The following is a 26,927-nucleotide window of genomic DNA, read 5'->3' on the forward strand; positions in this document are numbered from 1 at the left end:
TTCATGCGGCGGTGGGGTCGGGCTGCGCCCAGGCGGTCTCGGTTGCGAGACGCTCGGACCACTGGATGTCGTCCTCGTCGAAAGCGGCGTCGGCCAGACGTATTCGCTGGACTTCGCCCGTTCCCGCCGGCGGGTGGGTGTGCTGGATATCGCGCCACAGGCGCTGGAGGACGTACTCGCGGTCGAGGGCGTGGGCGCCGTGCAGCTCCATGGCGTCCTGGGCGGACGTCATGGCCCACTGGTGGCCCAGGTACTTTGCGTTGATCAGATCGGCGTCACAGGACAGGCCCTGGTCGAGGAGATGCACGGACTGGTAGGCCAGGATGCGTGCCGCGCGCAGGCGGGCCTCCACGTCGCCGACGCGGTCCCGCAGGACCGGCAGATCAGACAGGGCGCCCTGGTAGCGGGGCCGGGCCTTGAGGTAGGAAGTCGTGGTGGCTGCGACAGCCTCGTGGATGCCCAGGCTGACAGCGGCCAGGTTGGGGCGCCCATACAGAATGCTGCTGCTCTGGGCAACGCTCAGCCCCTGGCCGATCTGTCCGATCACGTTGTCGACGGGGACGCGGACGTGATCGAGGTCGAGGCGGCCGGCGGAGAAGCCGTGCAGGCCGAGGCCGGGACGGTGGGCAGGGACGGAGAGCCCATGGCGGTCGGATTCGACCATGAACGCGGTCAGCGCCTGCGAGGTGCGCACGCCCGCCTCGGCGGTCCGGGCGAGCACGAGGTGGGCTCCCGCGAGGTGGCTGTTGCCGATGTGGATCTTGCTGCCGGTGATCAGCCAGTGGTTGCCGGCCTGCTCGGCGGTCGTCTCGATGCCGCCGATGTGTCCGCCGGCGGCCGGTTCGGTCACCGCGATCGACAGGAGCAGCGAACCGTCAGCCACCTGGGGCAGCCACCGGGCTTTCTGCTCAGGGGTGGCGAAGTGCAGCAGGGCGCCGACGGGGATCAGGGTGGCCTGCAGGATGGCTGCGGCAGCTGCCGAGACCCGCGCGATGCGGTGGATCAGAACCGTCTTGGCCACATGGCCGGCACCCAGCCCGCCGAAGACGGGCGGGATGGTGACGGCGAACCAGCCCCGCGCAGCCATCAGATCGGCGACCTTGCGCTCCACCCGGCCCGGAGCGGCCTCCATCCGCACGGCGCGCGGCGCGACGTGCTCGGCCGCGAAGGCGTCCGCCTCGCTCCACAGCAGGTCGTGGCGGGCGGTGAGATAAGGACGCAGCGCCGGAGGCGGCGTGGCGGATGTGGCGGGCATGGTCGTCTCCCTCTCCCTGGATGAAGTTCGCGCGGTGAAGCGGCCGGGTATCGCCTGCGGCTCCCGGGTGGAGGCGGTGGAACGGGTCTAGCGGACGGGCGCTCGGGCGATGCGGCTCATCACCTGCGTGCCAGCGTCGATGACGATGTCTCTGAGCCGTCGGGCCTCGCTCAAGGGCCTTTTCTCGGGGTCGATGACGCAGACCGTGCCCAGCACGGTGCCGCTCTCGTGGATGAGCGGGGCGCCGAAGTAGGAACGGATGCCGACCGCGTCGACCACGTGGTTGCTGCTGAAACGGGGGCTGGCGTGCACGTCGTGCAGCGGGAGGGCCTTCTTGCGTGCCACGACCTCCGGGCACCAGCCGTGGTCGTGGCTCATGGTGCGGCCGACGATGACGTACCCGCTGTCCGCGGGCGGCTGGTGCAGTCCCACGAAGGTCTGCTCCTCCAGGAACAGATTGACGAACCCGTACAGGAACCCGGCTTGCTCAGCCATGTCGCGGGCAAGCTCGTCGAAGTCCGAGCTGGCAGCGGTCGACACGCCCAGGCGCTCCAGCAGCTCGTACCGCTGCGCCAGTTCGGTCGCCTGCTGGGCCTGCGGGCCGGTAACGGCAGCACCGGCTGGGATGGGCAGCCCGTGGGCGCTGTCGCGCATGCCGCGTTGCGGCAGGGACAGCGCGGACGGGGCGGTTTGGGGCCCGAGGTGGGGATCGTTGGGCTGATATGACATCAGGCGTCCTGGAAGGTGGCGGCGGATGTGGGGTGAGCGGGGCGAGCCGGTGTGTTCTGCACTGCGTGGCCGATGAGGGTCAGCAGGACTCCGGCGACATGGCTCGGATTGCGGGCGTCCCACGCGGTTGCCCTCGCGCCCTCCGCCGAGTGGGGCGAAACGCCGGTGACCACCGGTACGGAGGCGGGCAGGTCGAGGGCGGCGCGGACCTGTTCGGGGTGGTAGCGGTGGGCTCCGTCGAAGTGGTTCACGGCGACGACGAAGGGCAGGCCGATGTCCTCGAAGAAGCTGACGGGCGTGAAGCTGTTCTCCAGTCGGCGAGTGTCGACCAGGACGACCGCTCCGACGGCCCCGCGGGAGAGTTCGTACCAGAGGTCGACGAACCGGTCCTGGCCAGGCGTGCCGAACAGGAACAGCTCCAGAGGTACGGGCGCGTCGGGGAGGCTGAGGCGGCCGAAGTCGAAGGCGACCGTGGTGGTCTGCTTTGCCTCGACGCCTTTCAGGCTGTCGACGTCCGTGCTCGCCTCGGTCAGGTACTCCTCGGTACTCAGCGGGGTGATCTCGCTGACCGCGCCCACTGCGGTGGTCTTGCCGGCGCCGAAGCCCCCGGCGATCACGATCTTCAGCACGGTCGGTGCGCCGGCATGCGAAGTCCGCGAGCCCACGGGCGGGTCATCCGGCCTGGCGGTAGGCGTTGGCATCGGGGAACTTCCTTTTCAGGGCCACTGAGAGGGCCGCCAACAGGTGGGTGGTGGGACGTTCATCTGCGTCGGAGCCGTAGGCATCGGTGACGGAGATGACCAAGGCGTGGGAGTCCAGGAGGTCCGAGATGAGGATCTTGACGGCGGTGACGGGGCGGCCGAGGCGTCCCGCCAGCTCTGTCACCGAGCGTCGGTGATCCCGGCACAGGGCGAGGATCTCTTCGCATTCCTCGGCTTGGCCCGGGCCGGGCCGTCCGGAGCCGGCGTCCAGCACGGTGTCCAGGCCCAACAGGTGCCGCGGCCTGGTGCGCCCGCGCGTCAGCGTGTAGGTCCGCACGAACGTAGAGTCCTCGGCCGCATCGCCGTGGGTGCTCACCGGGGCTCGTCACTCGTGCCGACGCGGACAGGGATCTGCATGTACGGGGCGAACCGCTTCACCAGGCGCCCCATTTCGAACCCGACGGGGCCTGCGTCGGCGTCCGGCGCGGCGATGACGGCGAGGATCGTGTCCACCTCACCGCGTTCGTTGCCGGGGTGGCCGTCGAAGGCCGAGCTGCGGCCGGCGCTCTGGACGAAGAACAGGCAGTCGTCGCGCTCGATGATGATCTGCTTGGCCGGCCGCTTCTGGTGTGTGGGGCCGGTGGCGTTCGACGCGAGGGAGGCCATGCCAGCGAGGGCGGCGGACAGTTCGTCTGCCCAGTCTTTGTCGACGTCGCTGTCCAGGAGCCGCAGCGCGTCCCGCGACAGCAGAACGGCGTGCAGGACGCCCGGGACGTCGGCGGCGAACTGCCGCAGCAGCCAGGCCATGTCATCTCGCTGATGGCTCGCCGTCGCCCCGGACGCGGGCGCGATGTCGGTCGTCGGGTTCATTTCAGGGTGGGTGTTCATGAGGATCGCTCCAGAAGGGGGGAAGGGCCGGCGGATATGTCCGTGCCGCCGGGAACGGGGAGAGAACGGGCGATGGTCAGGGCCTGGGCTGCTCTGCCGGAGTGGGAGGAGCGCCGGCGGCCCCGCCGACCTGGATGCCCGTGCGGAAGGCAGCTGCGAGCCCGGGCGTCGGTGCGGTCGCAGGGGCCTGCTCCCGCTCACGAGGTGGGGGGAAGGAACCGGCCTGCCGTGTACGCCGGGGAAGGTCGGGCGCTGGAGCAACGTGCCTCGCCCTGTCGGCTCCCGGCTGGCCTACGGCGGTCGGATGTTGGACCTGCCCTGTCGAAGGGGCAGCCATCGCTGCGGCAGTCCGCCGTGGCGGGAGCGTGGAGGGGCGTGTTTCCGGGCGTCGAGAGTTCGCGTCACCGACGTGGGGAATCGCCACGAGGAGCCGGGCCGGAATGACGACCAGAGCGGTGGTGCCTCCCGTCACGTTCTCCTGCAGGAGAACGGACAGCCCGTGTGACTGGGCGATCTTCGCGGCGACCAGCAGGCCAAGCTGGCCGTCTCGCACCTGACCGCTGACATCGACCTCATCGGGGGCCTTGAGTAGATGGTTCATCTGGGCGCGGGTCTGCGGGTGCATGGGGATGGCCCGGTCCTCGACTTCGACTGCCAGCCCGTTCGGCACTCGTTGCGCTCGCACCATTACCTTCGTTGCCGGGTCGGAGCACTCGCAGGCGTTCTCGATCAGCTCGGCCAGCAGGTGCGTCAGGTCCGGGCCTACATGTCCGGGAAGCCCCAGCTCGCCCCCCACGGACCCCGCCGCGACCACCACGCGCGGATACTGCACCACCTCGGAGATCGCACCGCGCAGCGTGGTCGTGACGGGCACCGGCCGGCGCACACTGCGCAGGGACTGCCCGCCCAGCACCGCCGTGCTCTCCACCTGACGCCGCATCCGCGTCACGAGGTGATCGATCTCGAAGATCTTCGCGAGCAGTTCCGGGTCGTCGGTCAACATCTCCAGCTGAGTCAGTGCTTCGAGTGCTTTCCCGACCAGGGCGTGCTCCCGCGTGGCCAGGCGGCGCAGTACGTCCAGAAGGACGACGGACTGGGATTCGTCGTGCACGCGTATCAGCGAGGCGACGGCCTGCACCTGGAGTGCACCGAGCGCCTTGTCGATCTCTGCGGTCGCACTGGCCGGCTGCGGCATCTGAGTGTCCGGAAGGGGCGGTCGTGTTCCTCGGCACAGTTCGTCCGCCGACCACGCCACCGACTTCTCGATGGCCGCCGCCGCTCCCGCGACGGCGGTCAGTACCGCAGCTCGCCGTTGCTCTGCGGCTGTCTGTACGGCGTCGGCGGCCGTACGCACTCCGCGGGTCGCTACCAGCGTGACCGCGGCCACTCCGCAGACCAGGCCGACCAGGAGCCAGCCGAGAGGCACCGCAGCCGTCGACCAGACGGCGAAGGCGACGCCCACCAGGCCCGAAAGAAGCAACAGGGGCAGCACCACGGCACGACGGACGCAGTGCACCGTGAAGGCATCGGTCCGTCGCGATCGCCGTCGGCGATGGCCGGTCGCGGCCGGCCGTGTCGGGAACGGGCTGTCAGACATAAGGATCCTCGTCAGTGGAAAAGGGGACGGCTAGGCGTGCTGTGACGTCGGGGCCTTGCGGTTCTGTAGCAACCCGAGTGAGGGGAAACGGCGCGCCGGAACCGCCACCGCGCCCCGGTGAGGAGAGGATTGTGCCGCCAGCTGATGCAGCAGCAGAGCGCTCTGGACCAGGCCCATGTGGCTGAATGCCTGCGGGAAGTTCCCGAGTTGGCGCTGCTGGACGGGGTCGTACTCCTCGGCGAGGAGGCCGAGATCGTTGCGCAACGCGAGAAGACGTTCGAACAAGGCATGGGCCTCATCCAGGCGGCCGGTCAGGGCCAGAGCGTCCACAAGCCAGAAAGAGCAGAGGACGAAAGCACCCTCATCACCCGTCAGGCCGTCCACCCCGGTGTGCTTGCCTATCGTCGGGTACCGGCGCACGAGCCCGTCCGGCGTGGACAGCTCCCGGCGTACGGCGTCCACGGTGCCGACGACGCGCGGGTCGTCGGGCGGAAGGAATCCGACGCGGGCGATCAACAGCGTGGAGGCGTCAAGTTCCTGAGAGCCATAGGACTGGGTGAAAGTGTTGCGCACCGGGTCGAACCCCTCGGTGCAGACTTCGCGGTGGATCGTCTCGCGCAGCTCGACCAGGGGGACCGGATCCAGCGTTAGGGCGCCGGCCTCGGCCAGGCGGATGGTGCGGTCGATGGCCACCCAGGCCATCACCTTGGAGTGGACGAAATGCCGGCGTGCCCCGCGGATCTCCCAGATTCCCTCATCGGGTTCCTGCCAGCGCTGGACCAGGTGCTCGATGAGCCGCTGGTGCAGGACCGCCGTGTCGGCGCAGTGCGCGACACCGCTCTGGTGCGCGAGGTACAGGGTCTCGACCACCTCGCCATACACGTCGAGTTGCAGCTGGTCCGCCGCCCCGTTCCCCACCCGCACCGGTGCTGATCCCTCATACCCCGGAAGCCAGGGCAGCTCCCGCTCCCGCAGATCACGCTCCCCGGTGATCCCGTACATGATCTGCAGGTTCTCCGGGTCGCCGGCCACCGCCCGCAGCAGCCAACGCCGCCACGCCTGGGCCTCCTGCCGCTTCCCGGTTCCCAGCAGCGCGGCCAGGGTCGTGGAGGCGTCGCGCAGCCAGGTAAAGCGGTAGTCCCACTGTCGTTCGCCACCGATCTCCTCGGGCAGCGACGTGGTCGGCGCCGCAACGATCCCGCCGCTCGGCGCGTAGGTCATGGCCTTCAGTGCAATCGAGGAGCGGATCACGGCCTCGCGGTAGGGACCGTCGTAGGTGCACTCCTGTGCCCAGTCCTGCCAGAAGGCGAGCGTCTCGGCGAGCGCGGACTCCGGGTCGGGAAGGTCCGGTGCCGCTGCGTGGGAGGGGCACCAGCTGAGCACGAATGCCACGCTCTGCCCGGCGGCGATGGCGAAGGTACTGACGATGACGCCGTTCTTCTCCACCTGCTGAACGCCCGTGTCGAACCACAGAGCGTCCGCGCCAGCCTCGGCGACCATACGGCCCCCGACCTCGTGGATCCACGGGCTGACCCTGCCGTAACCCGGCCGCGGACGCATAGCCGAGACCATCTCCACCTCGCCAGCCACACCCTCCACGATCCTGATCACTTGCGGTGCCCCGGAGCGCGGCGGCATGAAGTCGAGCACCCGGGCCGACCCGGACGGGGTGCGCCACAAAGATTCGAGGACGAGCGAGTCACCGAGGTACCGGCGCTCAGAGACCGCCCCGGCCTCGGATCGACTTGCAGGCGGGGCTGGGGCGATCTGCCAAGCGCCGTGCTCCTGCGTGCCGAGCAGGCCGGCGAAGATGGCAGGCGAGTCGAAGCGGGGCAGGCACAGCCAGTCGATCGACCCGTCGTCGCAGACGTGGGCACTGGTCTGCATATCGCCGATCAGACCGTACTGCTCGATACGCGGAAGACGCTTCATCGTGTGGATCTCCGTAGACCCCGCGGATCCGGGGATGGCATCGGGCCGCCGCAGCGGCCGGGAAGGGTAGGTGAGGAGGGACATGTTGGTCACCTGTGCGTGGAGGGCTTGTTCTGCCCCGGTGCGGAGTCCTCGTCCTGCGGAGCGGAGCGGCAGGACACTCGGCCACCGCGGAGAATCAGCCAGGCCACCGGGCCTAGAACCACCGCGATCAGAACTGCCCCGGTGACGGTCATGCCCGGGGCGCCGACGCGGCCAGAGCCAAGAGGGCGAAGGCGACAGCGAAGACCGAGCCGCGCAGCACGTTGAGCTGTGGCCTCCACCAACGCCGTCTCCGCATCGGCTTCGCGGGGACACCACCGTGAGCTTGCACGGCCGCGACGAGTGCCTGAGTGGCCTCGGCCAGCTTGACCAGATGAACCCTGCTCGGCATGTAGCCGTCGGGGACGCCCGCCGAAGCGAGCTGCTGCGCGCCGCGCAGTGCTGGGGCTCCTGGCGGTACGACGGCCCCGAGCTGTCCGATGTGACCGCGAAGGCGCCGCGCCAGTTCCACCACCTCGCCGGCGCTCTCCGGCAGCGGCGACTTCTCGTCCAGCACGAGCGCCACCGTCTCCGCCGCGGTAACCGCAATATCGCGCTGCGGGCCGGGTGTGGTGCCGATACTGCCCTGCCTGCTCGGGGTAACGCGCGAGCCGATGTCCCGACGGGAAGTCAGCGGCAGACGCATGATGGAACTCCTCTTCACATCAGACCACTTGGGCTTGGCCGCGACTGGTGCGCCGCCTGGAACAGGGCTCACCGGGGTCCTCCCAGGTGGGCAGCGCAGAAGAGCGCGGCAGTAGCACCGATCACGCTGCCGATCACTCGAAGTGATTGCGCGGTGACCAGCGAACACCCCGTCGCCAAGGCTTGGGAATGACTCTCAGATGACGTTGACCCGTCAGTAACCTGCATTGGGGTGCCGCCGGAGCAGACGGTCCTGACATGCTGGGCGCCATGGTGACTCTCAATGGAAAGCCCGCATCCGTAGACGACCTGCTCCCTCTGGCGCTTACGAACGTCGGGCACTTCACGTCCATGCGCGTCGACTCCGACGGCAGCATTCGCGGTCTGACGCTGCACCTGGAACGCCTCACTCGGGACTGCGAGATCGTGTGGCACGCGGCACTGAACCCCGACCGTGTCCGCGAGTACGTCCGCCAGGCCCTGGGAGGCCAGGCCCTGCCCTGCGTCGTGCGCGTGACGATCTACGACCCGAAGGTCGAGATGGGCCACCCGGCCGATGCCAACGAGCCGCACGTTCTTGTGTCCGTACGCGGCGCCGGCGCCCTGCCTCCGGCCCCGCTGCGCGCCCAGAGCCAGGTGTACGAGCGCGACCTGCCCGAGGTGAAGCACGTCGGCCTCTTCGGTGCTCTGCACGGCCGGGGCGCAGCCCAGCGAGCGGGCTTCGACGATGCCCTGTTCGTCGGTCGCGACGGCTTCGTCTCGGAAGGTGGCACCTGGAACGTGGCGTTCATCGACCAAGAGGGCACCGTGGTGTGGCCCGCCGCTCCCGTATTGCCCGGCGTCACCATGGCTCTGCTCCAGCAGCAAGCCGACCACCGCACAGCAACCGTCACCCTGGACCAGGCGAAGGGCATGGCCGCGGCCTTCGCCACGAACACCTCGATCGGCGTCCGCCCCTTGGCCGCGATTGACGACACCGAGTTCCCTGTAGATCACCCCGTCTTGAGGCAACTCCAGGAGGCATACCTGTCGATCCCCGGCGAGACCCTGTAGGGGAAGGCCATGGCGGGGGTGACCAGGTGGACCGGCCGAGAGGCCGAGTTGCTGCGCATCGCTATGCGCGAGAAGCAGAAGGACTTTGCCGATCTGGTCGGTGTGAACCCGCGCCAGGTCCCTCGATGGAAACGCCGAGGGGAGACCATCGAACTCGAACTGGACAACCAGTCGGCCCTGGATACGCTGCTGTCCCAGGCCCCGACCGACGTCCAGCAGCGATTCGCCGCGCTCATGACCGAACGCGCCGCTGTTGAACACGACGAGCGCGCCGAGGAACTGCTGCGAAGGGACCCGAGCACTCGCCGGCACCCGGTCGACGGGAAGGTCATGGCCCTCGTCGAAGAGGGCATCTTTCTCTCCGGTCCAGACAACCGCTCGGTGTGGTTGGAGCCGTTCCTCATGGACGTCTACCCGACGACCAACGAGGACTACGCGAAGTTCGTGCTGGCCACCAGTCATCGACCACCCCAGCACTGGCCCGACGGCCACTGCCCCGTCACACTGGCCAACCACCCCGTGGTGTGGGTGACGTGGCACGACGCGTTCGCCTACGCTCGTTGGGCTGGCAAGGCGCTTCCCTCCGCACGGCAGTGGGAGAAGGCCGCTCGCGGACCGCGCGGGCGCATCTACCCCTGGGGCAACGAGCCGACAGCCGCGAAGGCAAACACGGCCGAGACCGGCATCGACACGACCACCCCCGTCTCCCGCTACCAGTCCGGCGCCAGCCCGTTCGGCATCTTCGACATGTGCGGCAACGTCTGGGAGTGGTGCGGCACCGAAGAGGAGCCCGGCAACGGACGGCGTCACTTGAAGGGCTCCGCGTTCACGTCCCCGATCGGACGGGCAGCGCCGTCCCTGATGAACGCTGCCTCCACGTCGATGAAGGACAACGACACAGGGTTCCGCTGCGTCGCTGCCCCCTAGGGCCAGGTCAGCACGCCAGACGTGGACGGCTCTGGCCCTCATGCCTGCCCCTGGCCAGTCTCGGGGATCACCACGGCGACGAAGCCCCTGTGCTCGAACCAGTCGAGTTCCTGCCGGTATTCGTCAACGTGAGAACTGATGACGTCGGCCGTAACCACTACGACCCCATCCGCGTACCCAGCGAGGATCTGCCGCCTTACACCGCACCAACCGGGCCGCGCCGTAGGAGCACCGGCGCCGTGGTGGTCGGCATAAGACTGACCAGCTCCCACCTGCCAGCACTGGCGAACCGCGCACGCAGCAGCTGCGTTGAAGGAGTGCTGGGGCTCCTGGCCCCCGAAGGCCAGCGCGTACAGGCAAACACGCGGCATCCGCCCACGGGCTCGTGCCCGCGCCACGATCTGCTCAAGGTTGTCTCGGCGTGCAGCCGCGAGGGAACCGTATGCATCGGCCCTGACACGGAACCGGTTGGGGTTCAGCCACTCTTCGAGATCGCGCTCCTGATCCATCCAGGAGGTCGGTTTCCTGCGGGCGGTGCTCTGGCGCATCACGGGCCTCGGCTCTTGACGGGGTGTGGGAGTGTCGGCGCGGCGGTTACCTTCGCGATCCTTGGGTTGGCAACGTGCCGCGCACTAAGCCAGGGGTGAACGGCCCCAGCGGTGGCCGAACGAACCTCTGGTCCGGCAGCCGCAACTACTCTGCTGCGCGCGCTAATTAACATTCAAGGGAATCCCCAAATGAGCCCTAACTGGCATGTGCCAGCTAGTGGGCAGGGGGTGTTGCAGAGAGGACGCGCCGTGTCAGACTCCGGACACAGGCCCCTTGCCGACGCACAGGCATCACGATCTCGCGGGCAGGGGAGAGGACTTGGTACACGGAGCAGCGAGGTGAGGGGACAGGTGGCGGCACGACGGGGACCGACGTACCTGCGGGTCATGCTCGGTAAGGAGTTGCGCGAACTGCGCGAACGAAAGAAGAAGCAAGCCGAGGCGACGGCCGAGCCCGGTGGCGAGGCGGACTCCTATACCGCCGAAGCTGTCTCCACGAAGCTGAACTTCTCGCGATCGAAGCTGAGCCGGGTGGAGGCCGGCGAGATCCCGCTGCCCAAGCTGGCGGACCTCGAAGCGTTGATGGACGAGTACGACGTCATAGAGCCGTCCGACCGTGACGTCCTGCTCCAGATGCAGCGCGATTCACTCAAGAGCGAACCGTTGACGACCTTCCGGAACGTGCTCCCCTCAGGTATGCCCCGGTACCTCGGTCTGGAGCGGGATTCGGTCCGCATCCGGGGCTTCGAGAACAACGTGGTGCACGGCCTGCTTCAGGACGAGAAGTACGCAAGGGCCCTCATGGGCTCGGCCAAGATCGTGGAGGAGCGAACGACTGACGCCGTCGAGCGCAGCGTTCAAGCCCGCATGGAACGCAAGACACTGCTGGACAGCGGTCGCGAAGTACACATCATCCTCACCGAGAACACGCTGCGCACGGTGATCGGCAGTCCTGATGTGATGCGTCGCCAGTACGCGGAGATCATCCGCCTCTGCGAACAGGACAACGTAGAGGTGCAGATCATCCCCGAAGATTTGTCCACCTATCGCGCAGGCTTTTGCTTCACGGTGCTGGAGTTCGATGAGCTGGATGCGGTGGTCCAGGGCGACGGCCACAGATCCATCACCATGTGGTCGAAGCCATCCGATGTTGGGCAGTACCAGAGGCAGTTCGATGCCATGGTCAAGGCGGCGCCAGGGCCCTCCCAGACGCCGTCAATCCTGATGGAACTCGACAAGAAACTGTGGAAATGACTGATCACACGAAGCCCGTTCCCTCTACGGAGTTCGCACCGGAAGGATCCTGGTTCAAGTCTTCGTTCAGCGACCAGGGCGGTGGCAATTGCGTTGAGGTTGCCCGTCGGGGCAACCTGGTCGGAGTCCGTGACTCCAAGGACCGACAGGGTTCGGCCATGATCCTCCCCTGCGGTGTGTACGCGTCGTTCATCCGAACGGTGAAGAGCGGCGCCGTCGACTGCGAGTTGGCCGGCTAGCAGCAGGCCGGCGCACGGGGCCTGTAGAGGAGGGCCCGCATCCCTGACCTTAACAAGGGGGTGCGGGCCCTTCTCGTGCAAGCCCCATGCCTCCGAAGGCGCGCGTCGGCGTCTTCGCTTCAGCCCTGGTAGGTCCTGCGTTCTGCTGCCGTTGGATGGCAACATCGGTGCATTCGCCCACGGCAGACAGGAAAAAGCGGCGAAGGACTGGATAGCTGGGCGAGGACTATGTCAACGTACAACGTCCCGCAAAAACAACGCCAGGAGGTGCTGCTTCTTCATCGTGATCAGGATCCAAGGCGGTTTGGAATCACGTGCCGCGAATATCGGCCCCTGGTGTGAGTTCCTCTAATCGCCTGCAGCGGGGGGACCGCAGCGACCGCGCGGTTCTCGCGCACGTGGCACGGCGTCCCGGCGCCACAGCCTGCGAGGTTGCACAGGCCACTCGGGATGCCTGAACGTCGCGTCACGGCGAATCTTGGCCGGCTCACCTCGCACACACGGGCTTCTAGTAGTCACCTCGGACGGCACGTCCGGAGCCCCCTGCTCGTACCTCCTCTCCCATGTGGGTGGGGAAGGCGAGGAGACCCTTCGAGCGGGTGATGCGGCGGGCAACATAGCCGACGATCGCCGGTTAGCCAAACCGGCGATCGTCGCGACGATTGAGGAGCTCGCAGTAGCTGTGCTTGGCGGTGGAGCTACAGCAGACGCAGCGGATCGCGTCGTGCACTCAGTTGTCAGGAGGAACGGCACTGTCCGCTGTTGCCCAAATGACCGTGGTGTCCGTCGCTAATCCGCAACGGTGCCTTCGCCGATGGAGTGTGACGTAGTGCGGTTTAGGCCAGAAAAGGCCACCGGGGTGAAAAACGTGACGCGTTGACTGCGGGAGGCAGCAATCGTCTGCTGACTCCGGAGGAAGTGGCTGCATGGCTAAAGGTCAGCGAGATCACCGTAAAGAATAAATACCGGGCATGGGGTCTCAAGGCCCAGAAAGTGGGACGCCTTTTGCGATTTCGTGAGCGCGACATCGTCGCCTACCTCGATGAACACTACGGGTAACGGCTGCGCAGCCACGCCCCAGCGCGAGAGAGGAGCCCATGGCCACCGTTTTCCAGAGGTGCAAGACCGACGAGAGGAGCCCTCTTTTTCCATGCGAGAGGGTTCGCTGTGGTCACGACTGGACCGTGAGATACAGAGAGCCAGGCGGCCGGACTGGCGGGCAGCGGGAAGCCAGCTTCAGCAAGAAGACGACGGCAGACAACTTCGCCAGCAAGGTCGAGAACGACAAGAGCGTCGGGACGTACATCGACCCCAACGCGGGGAAGATCACCGTCCGGGCTTACGCGGAGGACTGGCTTAACCGCCGTGTGATCGGGGACTCCACGTACTCGAACTATCGAGGGTTCATCGATACACACCTGATTCCCCTGCTCGGTCGGAAGACTATGGCCGGAGTCGCGAAGCGCGATGTCGAGCACTTCAAAGCGGCCATCAGTAAGAAGCTCGCCGCGAGCACGGTCCACGACCGCATGAAGCTCGTCAAGCACATGTTCTGGTCCGCCAAGGAAGAGAAGGTCATCCAGGAGGACCCGACCAGGGATGTGAAGACTGCTCCGGGTAACCACGCGGTCGATGAGGACGAGATCCCCACGCTTGACGAGGTTCGCCTCCTGTACGAGCACATGTCGCCGCAGTACAAGCTGACCATCTGGCTCCAGGCCGGTATAGGCATGCGGGTCAGCGAGGCCCTCGCCTTCCATGTCGGATGCCTGCGCGACGACGTGATCCGCATCCGCTGGCAGATCAGCTCGAAGGCTCACCGAGGCGACAGCAAGACCCGACTGGTGGCGCTGAAGCACCGTGACGAGGGTGAGTACCGCGATGTGCCTGCTCCGCAGTTCGTCTGCGACGAGATCAATGCCCATGCGGAGGTTTGGGAGCCAGTCCCGCTCTCGTTCCAGAACGCGGCTGGGAGGTCGCGGCAGGTCGAAGTTTTCTTTGCGCCACGCGAACGGGGTAAAGGCACGATGCCGACTGCGAACACCTACTCGTACCACTTCAGGAAGGCGTCCAAGGCCGCCGGGCTGGTGGATGCCGAGGGGAAGCCCAAGTACCACCCGCACTCGCTTCGCCACTTCTTCGCCTCGACTGCCCTGGCGGCCGGCATCCCGATCCACGAGGTCTCGCGCTGGCTCGGCCACAAGTCGATCAAGACCACTGTCGACATTTATGGCCACCTCGTTCCCGAAGCGTGGGACCGTTGCCGTGCCATCATGCAGAAGGCCATGGGCCCGGTGCTCGGCGACACTCCGGAGGAACCCGGTAAGTACAGCTCGGCGGCCTGAGGTGCTGAGCGTGCTGGATAGCTTCCTACCGTGCTGGATCGGTGCTGGATCCGATCACCAGAAGAAACGTTTCCGCAGGTGGGAGCCCTGTGTCAAACGTTCCGCTTCAACGTGTAGTGCCTGATTCCCTGATCGGCCGAAGTGGCTCGTCAGGGTAAGAAACCCCAGTTCAGGGGCCAGATCTTCGGGTCTGGCCCCTTCCTGTTTTCTCCTGCCGATTCCGGGCTCTTCCTGGGGGTGTGCTGACTTGGTGCTGACTCTGCTGATGGCTCGTCGGTTGCGCTGGCCTGGCTGTCCACGGCCGATCCGACGGCTTGGGGCGGCGCCTTGGCTTGTGCGAGAGGCCGTGATGCGGCCCGGTTTCCTGTTGTGGAAAGCAAGACCCCTTGCTCCCGCGCTTGAGCGGCCGGGAGTATCGGGTAGGGCAGAGAGGGATCGAGTCGACCGAGGGGGCATCGTGCGCGTGACCAAGCTTGCGAGCAACTGTGAGAACGGGGACTGCCCGACGCTCTACCTCACCGACCGGGGCACGGTCCTTGTGCAGGGCGAGACCCCGGCCGATCACGGGCTGACGCTGCCCGCACACGAGACCGTGGTCGAGATCCCCGTAGAACTCCTCCGGAAGGTTCTCCGTGATCAGCGCATCTAACGACCTGGCGGCCCGCTTCTCCACCTTCGAGGAAGAGGCGTTCCGGCTGGAGACCCTGGACGACTACAGCAACTCCGGGAACCCGGCCGCCTACCAAGCTTTCCTCGCGGGGGAGGCGAAGCCCGCGGACTACAACGCCGCGTGGCTGGACACCGTGCGCCGGGCCACGGAGAGCGGCAAGCACATGGTCCGAGTCCACGTCCTGTCCCGTCCGCTCACCCCGTACCTGCGCTACGAAATGGGCTGGGGCTATCTGACGAACATGACGGCCGGCGAGGAGTTCCACATCCTCGACGTGACCGACCGCCCGAACCCCCTGCGAGGCGTGCCGGACTTCTGGCTCTTCGACGGCCGCGAGCCGGTCATCCTCAACTACGACGAGAACGGCGCCTTCACCGGCCCCACCTTCGTACCGGCCGCAACGCCTCTGCCGACAGGCGAGGAGTTCGAGTACGCCACGTACCGGAGCGTCGCCCTGGCCATGTCGGTGCCCTTCACCGAGTGGTGGGAGAAGCACGGGACGGAGTGAACCGAGCAGAGCTGGGAGCGGCGCTGCGGGCGCTTCGGCAGGCATCCGGGAAGGAGGCCAAGGCCGTCGCCCGCAGCGCCGTCATGTCCACGAGCAAGCTCAGCAAGATCGAGAACGGTCGGGCTGCGCCGAGCGTGGCCGATGTGGAACGCATCCTCACCGCTGTCGGCGTCTCGGAGGAGATCAAGGCCGAGTACATGTCCGTGGCGCGCGCTCAGGCCACGGAGGCGACGGCCTGGCGCCTGTATCGCCGCATGGGCTACCACCGCAAACAGGAGCAGATTCACGCGCTCGAACAGAACATGACCCTGCTCCGGCTCTTCCAGCCATCCCTGGTCCCCGGCCTGCTCCAGACGCCCGAGTACATCCGGGCCGTCCTGGCGGGCAAGGATCTCGGCGAGGAGATGCTGACGCGTACGGTCAGCGCCCGCATCGCACGGCAGACCGTTCTCTACGACGACAGCAAGGACCTGCGTTTCGTTCTCACCGAACCCGTGGTGCGCTGGCGGATGCTGCCCCCGCTGATGATGGCGGGACAGCTCGACCGGCTGCTCTCCCTGTCCCGTCTGGCGCACGTGGACATTTGCGTCGTACCCCTGGCCGCTCCTCAGCAGGACGCGCCGGGCCACTCCTTCGTGATCCGCGACGACCGCGCGGTGACCGTCGAGACGACCCATGCGGAGATGACCGTCACCGACCCCAGGGACGTGTCCCTGTACATCGCGAAGTTCGAACGCTTCACGGCCACGGCCCTGCACGGCGACGCCATGCGCAGCCTTGTCGAGCACATCCGCGACGGCTTCTTGCAGCAACAGGAAACCAGCTAGACCCCGCCTGACCTGCGCCCTAACGATGGAACGGTGACCAGCGCCGACACCGAGCCGGGGAGCAGCCATGAAGTCGAGCACCGTCCAGTCGGGTCCCGTACACCTGTCTCTCCCCAAGGCTCCGCCCGAGCCGGTCTCCGGCTGCCGTGACTGTCTCCACCACGCGGTGCGTCGGGCCAACGCCGTCTCGGCCGGCGACTACTCGAAGGCGACCGACGTGAATGTGTCCCTGCGCGCGCACCTGCGCGACGAGCACGGGGCCGAGTAATGACCTGCGCCGTACTGCGGTACGTGACGCATCGGATCACCCAGCACCCGGACACGGACGTGACCTTCGAAGCCGAGTGCTTGAGCTACGCATGCGGTTGGACGGCGCAGCCGTCTCAGGACGGGGCCGCTGTCGATGTCGAGTGCATGGGCCACAGCGCCCGCAGCGGACACCGGGGCTTCCGGCGTCTGTGTACGTCCTTCGCCTTCGTGGTGAGGGCAGGAGCAGACGAACGCCCCAGTGCGCTGGAGGGCGAACACGCCCCGAAGACGACCACCTGAGAAGAGGACCATGACCAAGGAAGAATGGCTCGAACGTGAGCTGGCCAAGGCCCCCGAGCCGACGGCCGCAGGTGTCTGGTGGGTGCTGAACAGGTTCGGCTTCCCGCGGGAACAGGTGGAGGCGGCCTACGACGCGATGCAGCGGGAGAACAAGGAACGCGAGGAAGCAGAGCAGCGCGGAGGCGGCCAAGCGGGAGATGTGCTGTCAGAAGCAAATCACGGGCCCGCGACACACGTCCCGGGAGTAGCCGACACCGGGCCCCGGTGCTGATTCTCACTCTTCGTCTACCTGACGTGGCCACAGTGCAGCGCAGTCAGCCCGCCGGACTACGAAGTGGACGGGTGCTCCATTGACGGGGAGGCGCACGCCAGGAACGGTCCGGCGGCCTTGCTCCATGATTCGCCCCTGGCGAGCGCCGCCGCCCCTTCGGCGCGGAGGGACTCGACCACAGGTCCGAGGAAGTCCGTCCTCCAGTGCCGTATCGCCTCCGGCTGCATGCCACTCGCGTCGACCAAGGCGCCCACCCTGTCTTCGATGACAGCCGCGCCCTGCTCCACGTCGCTGCCCGTCCACCCGTCCATGTGCTCGGCCACCACGGCCCACGCCAGCTTGATCACAGTGGGAGCGTACGGCCGGAACCCATCATTCAGGAGGGCAGGCGGGCCAGGGGGTGGGGTATGACCCCTTGGCCCTGCTCCCCCAACCGCCACGTCTTAGCACCTCGGATTCTGCCACGGTTTCAAGGTCGACGGGCCCTGCTCCGCACCCTCCGGCGGCGAGAGTAGTCGCAGGTCAGCGACGGTAGTACGTTCTGCAGCGGCTCCGCCGGCACCGTACAGGAATGAGAGGCCGCGGTGACCCTCGACCTGGCGCTCAGGCTGCGGCTTCGCCAGGGTCCTCGTCCCCCGGGTTCAAGAAGAACCACCGGCGGACCAAGGTGTAGCCGGACGGGAGTTCGTTGCCCGTCAGTTCTCTGTACCTCTCCTTGGCCGCCTCGCTAGCCTGCTGACCGGCGGGGAGCCTTCGAAGGAAGGGATCGCGGTCAGGGTCAAGGGCGGACTGACGAGGCTCATCCGTGGCTTCACGGTCGGAGTCCGGCTCGAAATCCCCGATGTCCTCGGCGTCGTACCTCTCGCCGTCCCGCCTCCCGTGGAGATGGGCGACCACGACCAGGCCCACGGCCAGAGTCACGCCGAGAGCGACGCGGATCTTCGGCTTGTGTCTCCCGTACCAGTCCTTCGTCTTCTCGGCGAAGGAGGTAGGGTCGCCGCCCTCCGGGGTGGGCTCGCTGGGCGTGGCGGCGTTCTGGTTGTTGACCTCGGGGGCCTCGGCAGGGTCATCCACTTGCACAGACATACCGGATCCATTCTCGGCTGTCAGGCCATTACCGACATTGCCGATCAAGTTCAGTGGGGCGTTTCAACCTGGCTGAGCTGATGGCCATTGGCTCGGTCTAGCTGTTGGTCGGGGAGTGGCCAGCGGAGTCCGAGGTCCGCAAGCCGGTGAGGCTCGCACGCGTCTCTTCACGGTCGTCCTAGGCAGAGCTCCGGGACCTCAGCGGGTTGTCGGTGTCGTCCGCTAGCCTTCGCGTGTGATTACGGGTGAGCTGAAGAGCAAGATCGACCGGGTATGGGATGCCTTCTGGTCGGGCGGGATCTCGAACCCGCTGGAGGTGATCGAGCAGATCACCTACCTGATGTTCATCCGCCGCCTGGATGACCTCCAGTCGGCGAAGGAGAACCGGGCGAACCGTACAGGCCGACGGATCGAGAACCCGATCTACACCACGGAGACGGACCGGCTTCGGTGGTCCCGCTTCACCAACGAGGCGCCGGACAGCATGCTCGTCCTTGTGCGCGATGGCGTGTTCCCGTGGCTACGCAACCTGGGTGGCGAGGACTCGACGTACTCCCACCACATGAAGGACGCCCGGTTCACTATCACTACGGCGAACCTCTTGGCGAAGGTCGTCGACATGCTTGACGAGATTCCGATTGGTGACCGGGACGTCAAGGGCGACCTGTATGAGTACATGCTCGGCAAGATTGCGACGGCAGGACACAACGGGCAGTTCCGCACGCCACGGCACATCATCCGTTTGATGGTGGAGATGACAGGCCCGGGGCCGAAGGACGAGATCTGTGACCCTGCTTGCGGTACAGCGGGCTTCCTCGTCGCTTCGGCGGAGTACGTCAGCAGGACTCATCATGAAGCTCTGCTGGAGCCGGAGCAGCGTCGGCACTTCAACGAGAGCATGTTCCACGGGTTCGACTTCGACAGCACCATGCTGCGGATTGGCTCGATGAACATGCTCCAGCATGAGGTGGAGAACCCGGACATTCGCTACCGTGACTCGCTCGCGGAGAGCGCGGCAGGAGAGGCGGAGCGGTACTCGCTGATCCTCGCTAACCCGCCGTTCTCAGGAAGCCTGGATTATGACGCCACGGCTAAAGATTTGCAGCAGGTGGTTAAGACCAGAAGCACCGAGCTGCTGTTCCTCGCATTGTTCCTGCGCCTGCTCAAGCCGGGCGGACGTGCTGCGGTGATCGTCCCAGACGGGGTGCTCTTCGGCTCGACGAAGGCTCATAAGGAACTACGGAAGATCATCGTTGAAGACCACAAGCTCGATGCGGTCGTGAGCCTTCCAGGCGGTGTCTTCAAGCCGTACACGGGCGTTTCGACGGCGATCCTGTTTTTCACCAAGACCAACAGCGGCGGCACGGACAACGTGTGGTTCTATGAGGTCACCGCTGATGGCTTGAGCCTGGATGATAAGCGCGGTCCTTTGTTGGATGAGGACAGACTTGGGGCTGTGCCGGAAGTGGGAGTGCTGACCGCGGCTGAGCACGAAAAGAACAACCTCCCGGATGTACTGCGCCGCTGGAATCTTCGCAACGGTAGCGAGAAAGGCCGTGCCCGGACCGAACAGAGTTTCTGCGTTCCCAAGGCAGAGATTGCTGCCCAAGGGTACGACCTTAGCATTAACCGCTACAAGGAGACCGTGCACGAAGAGGTTGAGCATCGCTCGCCAGCTCAGATCATGGACGAGCTCGCCCAGATTGAAACAGAGATCCAACGGGGGATGAGCGAGCTGAAGGGGATGCTGGGATGAGCGGGTGGGAAATGTCTGCCCTTTCCGACATCTGTGAAATTCGAATTGGGCGCACTCCGTCTCGCAGTCAGCGAGAGTACTGGGGGGTGGGACATCCCTGGCTCTCCATTGCCGACATGAAACAAGGGCGCCGGCTGAAGAACACCAAGGAGCAGATTACTCACCTTGCCGCAGATAAGGTGATGGGCGCACCCGTTCCCGCCGGAACTGTCCTCCTGAGCTTTAAGTTGAGTATCGGAAAAGTGGGGATTTCCGAAATTCCAATCTACACTAATGAGGCGATCGCGGCCCTTCCCGTCAAGGACCCCGGGCGGATTGACTCAGCTTTTCTGTACTGGGCTCTTCGGTCTATCAACCTAACCGGTGATGCAGACCGTGCGGCAATGGGGAGGACGCTGAATAAGTCAAAGTTGGCGCGCCTGCAGATCCCTATTCCTCCCTTGTCTGAGCAGCGACGCATTGTGCAGGCCCTCGATCAGGCGGAGGCATTGCGAACCAAACGCCATGAGGCTATCGCCCTCTTTGATGACCTTGTCAGGTCAGTATTCATCGAAATGTTTGGCGATTCCGATGCTGCATGGCCGCGTGTGACCGTCGCCGATCTCACAGATGGCCAGAAAGCGGCGATCCGGACCGGCCCTTTTGGGAGTCAACTCCTGCATGAGGAGTTCGTTGACTCTGGAATCGCCGTTCTTGGCATCGACAATGCCGTCGATAACGAGTTCAAGTGGCAAGGGCGTAGGTTTATCACGGAGGAGAAGTACGCGAAGCTCGTGCGGTATACCGTTCGCCCGGGCGATGTCCTGATTACCATCATGGGTACGTGTGGACGCTGCGCAGTGGTTCCCGATGACATCCCCGTAGCGATCAACACCAAGCACCTCTGCTGCATCACGCTCGATAAGTCCCGCTGCCTTCCAGAGTTCTTGCATGGTTACTTCCTGATGCATCCAGTCTCCCGTGCCTACCTTGGTCGCAACGCCAAGGGTGCGATCATGGCGGGTTTGAACATGGGCATCATCAAAGAGCTGCCTGTGCATCTCCCGCCAATCGAGTTGCAGGCCGATTTTGTGCAGCGGGTTCGAGCTGTACGGATGCTCAAGGCTGAGCAGGAGCACCATCTAGCCATGCTCGATGCGCTCATGGCCTCGATCCAGCACCGCGCGTTCCGGGGTGAGCTGTGGGTTGATTCCTCAGCAGCCTGACCAGTTGGGCCGGAGACAGCTTTTTCCTTTCGTTCGTTGACCTGAGTACTAGGGAAGGGCACCACGTGAGCAACTTCGAGTTCCTCAAGGCCGAGTGGTCTGACCTCTACGGGGAGGCAACGCGTGCGGAGCGGCTGGCGGTAGCCGATCCGCGCGCGGCCGTTTTCTATGCGCGGCGGTCGGTGGAGCTTGGGGTCACCTGGATGTTCGAGGTGGACGAGGCGCTCCAGCGGCCGTATCGGGATGACTTGGCGGCGATGCTCTCGGAGCCGACGTTTATGCGGGTCGTGGGTCCGGCGATCCGCACGAAGATGGACGTCATCCGGCGGCAAGGGAACGCCGCGGTGCACCGCAAGACGCCGGTGTCGGTCAACGATGCAATGCGGGTCGTGGGCGAACTGTTCCATGTCATGTACTGGCTGGCACGCACCTACGCTGTGGACAAGGCGAACCTGCCCGCGCCGGGCCTGGCCTTCGACTCGACGCTCGTGCCACGCCCGGAGCCGGCCAGCGTGCGACTGGCAAAGCAGGCCGAGCTGAAGAAGTTGGCGGAGCAGTTCGCCGCGCAGCAGGAGGAGCTGGCAGCTGAGCGGCGGAAGAGTCAGGACCTCGATGCTGAGTTGCAGACCCTCCGCGCGGAGATCAAGGCCGCGAAGGCTGCCAACGAGGCGCGCGTCGACACGCACGACTACAACGAGTCCGAGACTCGTACGCTGATCATCGACCTGCTCCTGAAGGAGGCCGGCTGGGCGCTGGACCAGCCGAGCGACCGGGAGTTCTCGATCACGGGCCTGCCGGAGTCGGTGTCCAAGACGGGTAAGGGCAAAGTCGACTACGTCCTTTGGGATAACGATGGGAAGCCTCTGGCGGTCGTGGAGGCCAAGCGCACCACGAAGGACCCGAGGGTAGGGCAGCACCAGGCCAAGCTCTATGCGGACGCGCTTGCGAAGCAGTTCGGGCAGCGACCGGTCATCTTCTATACCAATGGCTACCACACCTATATCTGGGATGACCTGAACTACCCCCCGCGCGATATTCAGGGTTTCTACACCAAGGAGGAGCTGCGGCTCCTGGTGCAGCGCAGGGCCGGGCGGCAGAATCTTGCGAAGCTTCCGATCAACGACCAGATCGCTGGCCGCGCTTACCAGTCGCATGCGATTCGGCGGGTGGCCGAAGCGTTCGAGTCCGACGCGGCGCGGCACACCCTGCTCGTGATGGCGACCGGCTCGGGCAAGACCCGGACCGTGATCGCGCTGTCCGACCTGATGATGCGGGCGAACTGGGTCAAGCGAGTGCTCTTCCTCGCCGACCGCAAGGTGCTGGTCAAGCAGGCCGCGAACGCCTTCAAGAACCAGCTGCCGGGCGCGCCGGTTGCGAATCTTCTGGATGAGAAGAACACCAACGCTCGGGTGTACGTCTCGACGTACCCGACGCTGATAAACCTCATCAACGAGGTGGACGACTCGGGCATGCGTCGCTTCGGGCCGGGGTACTTCGATCTGATCGTGGTAGACGAGGCACACCGGTCGATCTACCAGAAGTACGGTGCGATCTTCGATTACTTCGATGCTCTGCTCGTCGGTCTGACCGCGACGCCGAAGGACGAGATCGACCGGAACACCTACCGGCGCTTCCAACTGGAGGACGGTGTTCCGACTGACGTGTACAGCCTTGAGGAGGCCGTCGCCGACGGTTACCTCGTACCGGCCCGGGCCGTGGAGGTGCCGCTGAAGTTCCAGCGCGGTGGCATCAGGTACGCCGATCTCTCCGACGAGGAAAAGGAGCGTTGGGACGACCTGGACTGGACCGAGGACGGCAGTATTCCGGACGAGGTTAGCTCCGAGGAGCTGAACAAGTACCTTTACAACGACCACACGGCGGACCTGGCCCTGCAGACCCTGATGACCCACGGGGTGAAGGTGGCGGGTGGAGACCGGCTCGGCAAGACCATCATCTTCGCCGCGAACAATGACCACGCCGAACACCTCGCGAAGCGCTTCAACGAGAACTACCCCGAGTACAGGGGGGAGTTTGCGCAGGTCATCACCTACCGCAAGGAGTACGCGCAGAGCCTGATCGATCAGTTCTCTAGCCCGACCAAGGCTCCGCACATCGCCATCTCGGTTGACATGCTGGACACCGGCGTGGACATCCCCGAGGTCGTGAACCTCGTTTTCTTCAAGCTCGTTAGGTCCAAGACCAAATTCTGGCAGATGATAGGTCGCGGAACCCGACTCTGCCCTGACCTGTTCGGCCCCAACCGGGACAAGGACGGGTTCCTGGTCTTCGACCTGTGCCAGAACATCGAGTTCTTCAACCAGAACCTCATGAAGGCAGAGGGCAAGCTCGGGCCGTCTTTGGCGCAGAGGATCTTCACGGGCCGCGCAGACCTGCTGCTGGCCCTGGATGGCGAGGGATCCACCCCGGACGGTCAGGCGAAGGCAGGGACCGACCACGGGGCAGACACCGCAGCCCAGCCGGTCGACGGCACGAAGACCACCGTCGGGCTCCGCCACGACCTGGCCGAGCGGCTGCACCAGGAAGTCACGGCGATGAACCCGGACAACTTCCTGGTCCGCCCCAAGCGGGAGTACTTGGACGCCTTCTCCGGCTTGGACGCCTGGCTCTCGTTGACCCAGGAGAAGCACGCTCAGGTCCTTGATCACCTCGCCGGCCTGCCGACCGCGTTCCGCGACGAGGACAGCAGTGAGGAGGCCAAGCGGTTCGACCTCCTTGCTCTCCGGCTGCAGCTCGCGGTGCTGCGCGGCGACCCTGGTTACGACCGGCTGCGCGCCCAGGTGCAGGAGATTGCCTCCTCGCTCCAGGACCAGTACACGATCCCGACGGTCCAGGCTCAGCAGGAGCTGATCGATGAGCTGGTCGGCGATGAGTGGTGGCAGGACGTGACGCTGCCGATGCTGGAGTCGATGCGGCGTCGGCTGCGTAGTCTGGTCAAGCTCATCCCGAAGGCCCGCCGCAACATCGTCTACACCGACTTCGAGGACGAGCTGGGCGAGCTGGCCGTCGCCCAGTTGCAGGGCACGGCTATCGGTGCCGACCTGACCCGGTTCGAGCAGAAGCTCAAGATCTACCTGCGCGCGCACGAAGATCACCTGGCGATCCAGAAGATCCGTCGAAACCGGCAGGTCACGGCCTCCGACCTGAGCGAGTTGGAACGGATCTTCCTTGAAGCCGGCATTGGCACCGAGGCAGACCTCGATCGCACCCGAAACGCCGACGGCGGGCTCGGCATCTTCCTGCGCGCCCTGACTGGCCTGGAGCGAGAGGCCGCCCGAGACGCTTTCGAAAAGTTCCAGCGGGGGCGGACCTTCTCCAGCGCCCAGCTTCGTTATGTGGATCTGCTCGTTGACTACGTGGCCCGCAACGGCATTGCCGACGTCGCCGTGCTGTACGACCCGCCGTTCAACGCCCTTGCCCCTCGCGGTCCGGAGGACCTGTTCGATGAAGCCGACATCGACCGGATGGGGGAGGTCATCAAGTCCATCCGCGCCACTGCCGTCGTGGCGTAGCACGGAGAAGCGCTCGGCGAAACGTCACAGTCGTCCTGGAAACGACGAAACTCGTGGGCGGGCTGCCGCAGCTCGACATCATCGAGTGACGTTCACCCGGCATCCGAGTTAATGACAGGGGAGGCGTTCCGCCGCTTCCCCTTTAGACCCCACGAGATGACGCGAAAGGTGGTGACCCATGGCGAAGCTTCGGTTGACCGTAGGGCGGGGGCACGTCGAGGAACTGGCACGCCTGCGCCATCCTGTCGGAGCCGTCGAGGAGCTGATCTGGAACTCTCTCGACGCGGATGCCGAGAACGTTACTGTCGTACTTGAGCGCAACGACTTCGACGGAGTCGACCGGGTAGCTGTGATCGACGACGGCACTGGTATCGCAGCGGAGAAGTGCAGCGACTACTTCGAGCAGATCGGTACGTCTTGGAAGAAGCGCACGCAGGTCAGTGAGGTCAAGAAGCGTGTGCTGCATGGGAAGAACGGGAGGGGCCGGGTTAGGGCGTTCGCGCTCGGCAGCGAGGTGCGCTGGACCAGCGTGAGCGGGGCGCAGGGGATCCGCCGTCGTGTTGTCATCGAGTCCGATCGCAGCTCCATGGACGAGTTCGACGTTAGCGATCCCGAGCCGACGGCCGAAGCGACAGGGACGGTTTTTGAAGCTTTTGGCGGCGAGGATCTCCAGAAGCTCACCGAGGACGCCGCCCGTACCGCGCTCACCGCTGCTTTCGCACTTCACCTGGAGGCGTACCCGGACATCTCCATCACGTACGACGGGACTCGGCTGGACCCGTCGTCGGAGCAGGTTCGAGTCGATTCGCACGAGGTGGCGGCTCCGTCAGGAAGTCCTCAGCCGACGGCCCAGTTGAAAATTATCGAATGGTCACGTCCGTACTCCCGGGCTCTGATTCTCTGCGACGGCCGAGGTATGTCGTTGGCACAGCTAAAGCCGGAGATCCAGGCTCCGGGGTTCCACTTCACGGCGTACCTTTCCTGGTCGGGGTTCGAGGACGATTCGGTCGGCGACCTCGCCTTCGCCGATTGGACACCGGAGGGGCCCGCTGCCGAGGTACTGGCCGAAGCCCGGGAGCGAATGCGTGAGCACTTCCGTTCCCGCGCCGACGAGCGCCGTCGTGAGCTCGTCGACTCGTGGCGTGCGGAAGGCTTCTACCCGTATGCAGGCGAGCCTGCAAATGACCAGGAGCGCGCGGAGCGCGAGGCCTTCGACGCCGTGGCGACCGCGGTCGTCCGGCACCTGCCGGCGAGCAAGAGGGCCCAGAAGGTGTCCTTCGCGCTTTTGCGCTCCGTCTTGACCCACGAGCCGGGCGAAGTGCTGCGCATCGCCGAGGAGCTCTTCGCGCTCTCAAAGCAGGAGCAGACAGAACTCAGCCGGCTGCTGGACCGTACGCCGCTGTCCGCCCTGATCAAGGCGTCGACAGCGACGACCGGACGCCTCGACTTCTTGTCGGCTCTGGAGCACCTCGTTTTCGAGCCCGTGGCCAAGGGGCGGGTCAAGGAACGCACCGAGCTGCACCGAATCCTGGAGAACGAGTGCTGGATCTTCGGTGAGGAGTACGGACTGCATGTCAGCGACCGCAGTCTCAACGAGGTGCTGAGGCAGCACTGCCGTCTACTCGACCGCGACGCGCCGGCTCCGGACCCTGTCCTGAGAGAGGACGGGAGTCGGGGGATTGTCGACCTGATGCTGTCCCGTGCTGCCCGGCAGCGGAGAGGGGAGCGGCACCATCTCGTGGTGGAACTCAAGAGGCCGAGTGTCACTCTCGGTATGACTGAGTTCGCGCAGATCAACAGTTACGCGCAAGCGGTCATGAGCGACGACAGGTTCCGGGAACCTAAGGTGACTTGGGACTTCTGGCTCGTCGGCAACGCGATGGACGAAGGCCTCCGTCAACTCGCCCACCAGCCGGACCGAATGCCCGGATGCGCTGTCACGCAGCCGACGTACCGGATCTGGGTGCGTACCTGGGGCGAGATCATTGAGGATGCCCAGGAGCGGCTTCGTTTCTACAGCGAGCAGCTTGAGTACCAGTCGTCGACCGAGCACGCTATGGACTATCTGATCAGGGAACACGCCGATACGGTCGTGGACCTGGTGAACGACGGCACAGTACCCGCGGCGAGGTCGGGGGACAGCGGTTCGGTCGGAGCTGCCGTCACCCCTTGAGGGGTGTCTTGGGGTAGATCGACGTTGTACGCAGCGGCGGTGAAGAGCAAAGGTGGACGGGCAAGGGCGAAGAGCCAGAGCGAGGCATGAGCCTGAACAACTCCTGACGAGAGGGCCGCCCCTGCGGCTTGAGGAAGGTAGCGGCGAAGAGGTCAGCA

At 65.6% G+C, this 26,927-nt stretch carries 26 protein-coding genes; 16 read left to right on the forward strand and 10 right to left on the reverse strand.

All coding sequences use genetic code 11. The annotated features are described in order from the left end of the window. Window position 1: 1 nt before the first annotated feature. From ACWCQM_RS26340 to ACWCQM_RS26375, 8 genes are all read right to left on the reverse strand, one after another. Window positions 2-1,255 carry an acyl-CoA dehydrogenase family protein gene (locus ACWCQM_RS26340; protein ID WP_299528235.1) on the reverse strand — a complete coding sequence of 418 codons (1,254 nt, stop codon included), beginning with the start codon at window positions 1,253-1,255 and terminating at the stop codon, window positions 2-4. An 87-nt stretch (window positions 1,256-1,342) separates the two neighbouring features. Further along, window positions 1,343-1,984, reverse strand: coding sequence for a GAF domain-containing protein (locus ACWCQM_RS26345; protein ID WP_299528236.1), 642 nt, complete (start codon window positions 1,982-1,984; stop codon window positions 1,343-1,345). Then, window positions 1,984-2,685: a GTP-binding protein gene (locus ACWCQM_RS26350; protein WP_450917591.1), complete on the reverse strand. Its 702-nt coding sequence runs from the start codon at window positions 2,683-2,685 to the stop codon at window positions 1,984-1,986. Before ACWCQM_RS26350 ends, ACWCQM_RS26345 begins: the two co-directional genes overlap by 1 nt. After that, entirely contained in the window at window positions 2,657-3,061 is a 405-nt protein-coding gene (locus tag ACWCQM_RS26355) for a DUF742 domain-containing protein (protein WP_450917592.1), read from the reverse strand. Before ACWCQM_RS26355 ends, ACWCQM_RS26350 begins: the two co-directional genes overlap by 29 nt. Next, window positions 3,058-3,573, reverse strand: a complete 516-nt coding sequence (locus ACWCQM_RS26360; protein WP_299528239.1) for a roadblock/LC7 domain-containing protein — start codon at window positions 3,571-3,573, stop codon at window positions 3,058-3,060. Before ACWCQM_RS26360 ends, ACWCQM_RS26355 begins: the two co-directional genes overlap by 4 nt. A 76-nt stretch (window positions 3,574-3,649) precedes the next feature. Further along, on the reverse strand, window positions 3,650-5,170 hold the full coding sequence (locus ACWCQM_RS26365) for an ATP-binding protein (protein ID WP_450917593.1): 1,521 nt from the start codon (window positions 5,168-5,170) through the stop codon (window positions 3,650-3,652). 30 nt (window positions 5,171-5,200) lie between these two features. After that, window positions 5,201-7,102 carry a glycoside hydrolase family 15 protein gene (locus ACWCQM_RS26370; protein ID WP_450917661.1) on the reverse strand — a complete coding sequence of 634 codons (1,902 nt, stop codon included), beginning with the start codon at window positions 7,100-7,102 and terminating at the stop codon, window positions 5,201-5,203. A gap of 232 nt (window positions 7,103-7,334) precedes the next feature. Continuing rightward, complete coding sequence (locus tag ACWCQM_RS26375; RefSeq protein ID WP_450917594.1) at window positions 7,335-7,829, reverse strand: DUF6415 family natural product biosynthesis protein; 495 nt, start codon at window positions 7,827-7,829, stop codon at window positions 7,335-7,337. Between the two features lie 269 nt (window positions 7,830-8,098). Between ACWCQM_RS26375 and ACWCQM_RS26380 the strand changes: the two genes are divergently transcribed. From ACWCQM_RS26380 to ACWCQM_RS26435, 12 genes are all read left to right on the forward strand, one after another. Next, window positions 8,099-8,881, forward strand: coding sequence for an aminotransferase class IV family protein (locus tag ACWCQM_RS26380; RefSeq protein ID WP_299528241.1), 783 nt, complete (start codon window positions 8,099-8,101; stop codon window positions 8,879-8,881). Between the two features lie 9 nt (window positions 8,882-8,890). Then, window positions 8,891-9,808, forward strand: a complete 918-nt coding sequence (locus ACWCQM_RS26385; protein ID WP_299528242.1) for a formylglycine-generating enzyme family protein — start codon at window positions 8,891-8,893, stop codon at window positions 9,806-9,808. A 935-nt stretch (window positions 9,809-10,743) separates the two neighbouring features. Beyond that, window positions 10,744-11,610 (forward strand): helix-turn-helix domain-containing protein, encoded by an 867-nt coding sequence (locus tag ACWCQM_RS26390; RefSeq protein WP_450917595.1) that lies wholly within the window; start codon window positions 10,744-10,746, stop codon window positions 11,608-11,610. Further along, window positions 11,607-11,849 (forward strand): DUF397 domain-containing protein, encoded by a 243-nt coding sequence (locus ACWCQM_RS26395; protein ID WP_450917596.1) that lies wholly within the window; start codon window positions 11,607-11,609, stop codon window positions 11,847-11,849. Before ACWCQM_RS26390 ends, ACWCQM_RS26395 begins: the two co-directional genes overlap by 4 nt. Window positions 11,850-12,725: 876 nt before the next feature. Beyond that, window positions 12,726-12,908: a helix-turn-helix domain-containing protein gene (locus tag ACWCQM_RS26400; protein WP_450917597.1), complete on the forward strand. Its 183-nt coding sequence runs from the start codon at window positions 12,726-12,728 to the stop codon at window positions 12,906-12,908. A gap of 38 nt (window positions 12,909-12,946) precedes the next feature. Next, window positions 12,947-14,194, forward strand: a complete 1,248-nt coding sequence (locus tag ACWCQM_RS26405; protein ID WP_299528246.1) for a tyrosine-type recombinase/integrase — start codon at window positions 12,947-12,949, stop codon at window positions 14,192-14,194. Between the two features lie 457 nt (window positions 14,195-14,651). Next, entirely contained in the window at window positions 14,652-14,843 is a 192-nt protein-coding gene (locus ACWCQM_RS26410; RefSeq protein ID WP_043408965.1) for a hypothetical protein, read from the forward strand. Continuing rightward, window positions 14,827-15,372 (forward strand): DUF6879 family protein, encoded by a 546-nt coding sequence (locus ACWCQM_RS26415; RefSeq protein ID WP_450917598.1) that lies wholly within the window; start codon window positions 14,827-14,829, stop codon window positions 15,370-15,372. Before ACWCQM_RS26410 ends, ACWCQM_RS26415 begins: the two co-directional genes overlap by 17 nt. Next, window positions 15,369-16,199, forward strand: coding sequence for a helix-turn-helix domain-containing protein (locus ACWCQM_RS26420; protein WP_450917599.1), 831 nt, complete (start codon window positions 15,369-15,371; stop codon window positions 16,197-16,199). The genes ACWCQM_RS26415 and ACWCQM_RS26420 overlap by 4 nt, the downstream gene beginning before the upstream one ends. A gap of 67 nt (window positions 16,200-16,266) precedes the next feature. Continuing rightward, window positions 16,267-16,467: a hypothetical protein gene (locus tag ACWCQM_RS26425; RefSeq protein ID WP_450917600.1), complete on the forward strand. Its 201-nt coding sequence runs from the start codon at window positions 16,267-16,269 to the stop codon at window positions 16,465-16,467. Then, window positions 16,467-16,748 (forward strand): DUF7848 domain-containing protein, encoded by a 282-nt coding sequence (locus ACWCQM_RS26430; protein WP_450917601.1) that lies wholly within the window; start codon window positions 16,467-16,469, stop codon window positions 16,746-16,748. The genes ACWCQM_RS26425 and ACWCQM_RS26430 overlap by 1 nt, the downstream gene beginning before the upstream one ends. A gap of 10 nt (window positions 16,749-16,758) precedes the next feature. Next, window positions 16,759-17,019, forward strand: a complete 261-nt coding sequence (locus ACWCQM_RS26435) for a hypothetical protein (RefSeq protein ID WP_450917602.1) — start codon at window positions 16,759-16,761, stop codon at window positions 17,017-17,019. A gap of 56 nt (window positions 17,020-17,075) precedes the next feature. Here ACWCQM_RS26435 and ACWCQM_RS26440 read toward each other — a convergent pair whose 3' ends face one another. Continuing rightward, window positions 17,076-17,366 carry a hypothetical protein gene (locus tag ACWCQM_RS26440; protein WP_450917603.1) on the reverse strand — a complete coding sequence of 97 codons (291 nt, stop codon included), beginning with the start codon at window positions 17,364-17,366 and terminating at the stop codon, window positions 17,076-17,078. 256 nt (window positions 17,367-17,622) lie between these two features. After that, window positions 17,623-18,105 carry a hypothetical protein gene (locus ACWCQM_RS26445; RefSeq protein WP_450917604.1) on the reverse strand — a complete coding sequence of 161 codons (483 nt, stop codon included), beginning with the start codon at window positions 18,103-18,105 and terminating at the stop codon, window positions 17,623-17,625. Window positions 18,106-18,340: 235 nt separating this feature from the next. Here ACWCQM_RS26445 and ACWCQM_RS26450 point away from each other — a divergent pair, with 235 nt between their 5' ends. The 4 genes from ACWCQM_RS26450 to ACWCQM_RS26465 all read left to right on the forward strand — a co-directional run bounded on the left by ACWCQM_RS26450 (window position 18,341) and on the right by ACWCQM_RS26465 (window position 26,769). Then, window positions 18,341-19,861 carry a type I restriction-modification system subunit M gene (locus tag ACWCQM_RS26450; protein ID WP_450917605.1) on the forward strand — a complete coding sequence of 507 codons (1,521 nt, stop codon included), beginning with the start codon at window positions 18,341-18,343 and terminating at the stop codon, window positions 19,859-19,861. Next, window positions 19,858-21,066: a restriction endonuclease subunit S gene (locus ACWCQM_RS26455; protein ID WP_450917606.1), complete on the forward strand. Its 1,209-nt coding sequence runs from the start codon at window positions 19,858-19,860 to the stop codon at window positions 21,064-21,066. The genes ACWCQM_RS26450 and ACWCQM_RS26455 overlap by 4 nt, the downstream gene beginning before the upstream one ends. Window positions 21,067-21,131: 65 nt before the next feature. After that, a complete protein-coding gene (locus tag ACWCQM_RS26460) occupies window positions 21,132-24,596 on the forward strand; it encodes a DEAD/DEAH box helicase family protein (RefSeq protein ID WP_450917607.1) in 3,465 nt (1,154 codons plus the stop codon). A gap of 178 nt (window positions 24,597-24,774) precedes the next feature. After that, window positions 24,775-26,769 (forward strand): ATP-binding protein, encoded by a 1,995-nt coding sequence (locus tag ACWCQM_RS26465; protein ID WP_450917608.1) that lies wholly within the window; start codon window positions 24,775-24,777, stop codon window positions 26,767-26,769. The last annotated feature ends 158 nt before the right edge of the window (window positions 26,770-26,927 follow it).

The sequence above is a fragment of the Streptomyces sp. NPDC002125 genome (genome assembly GCF_053593715.1).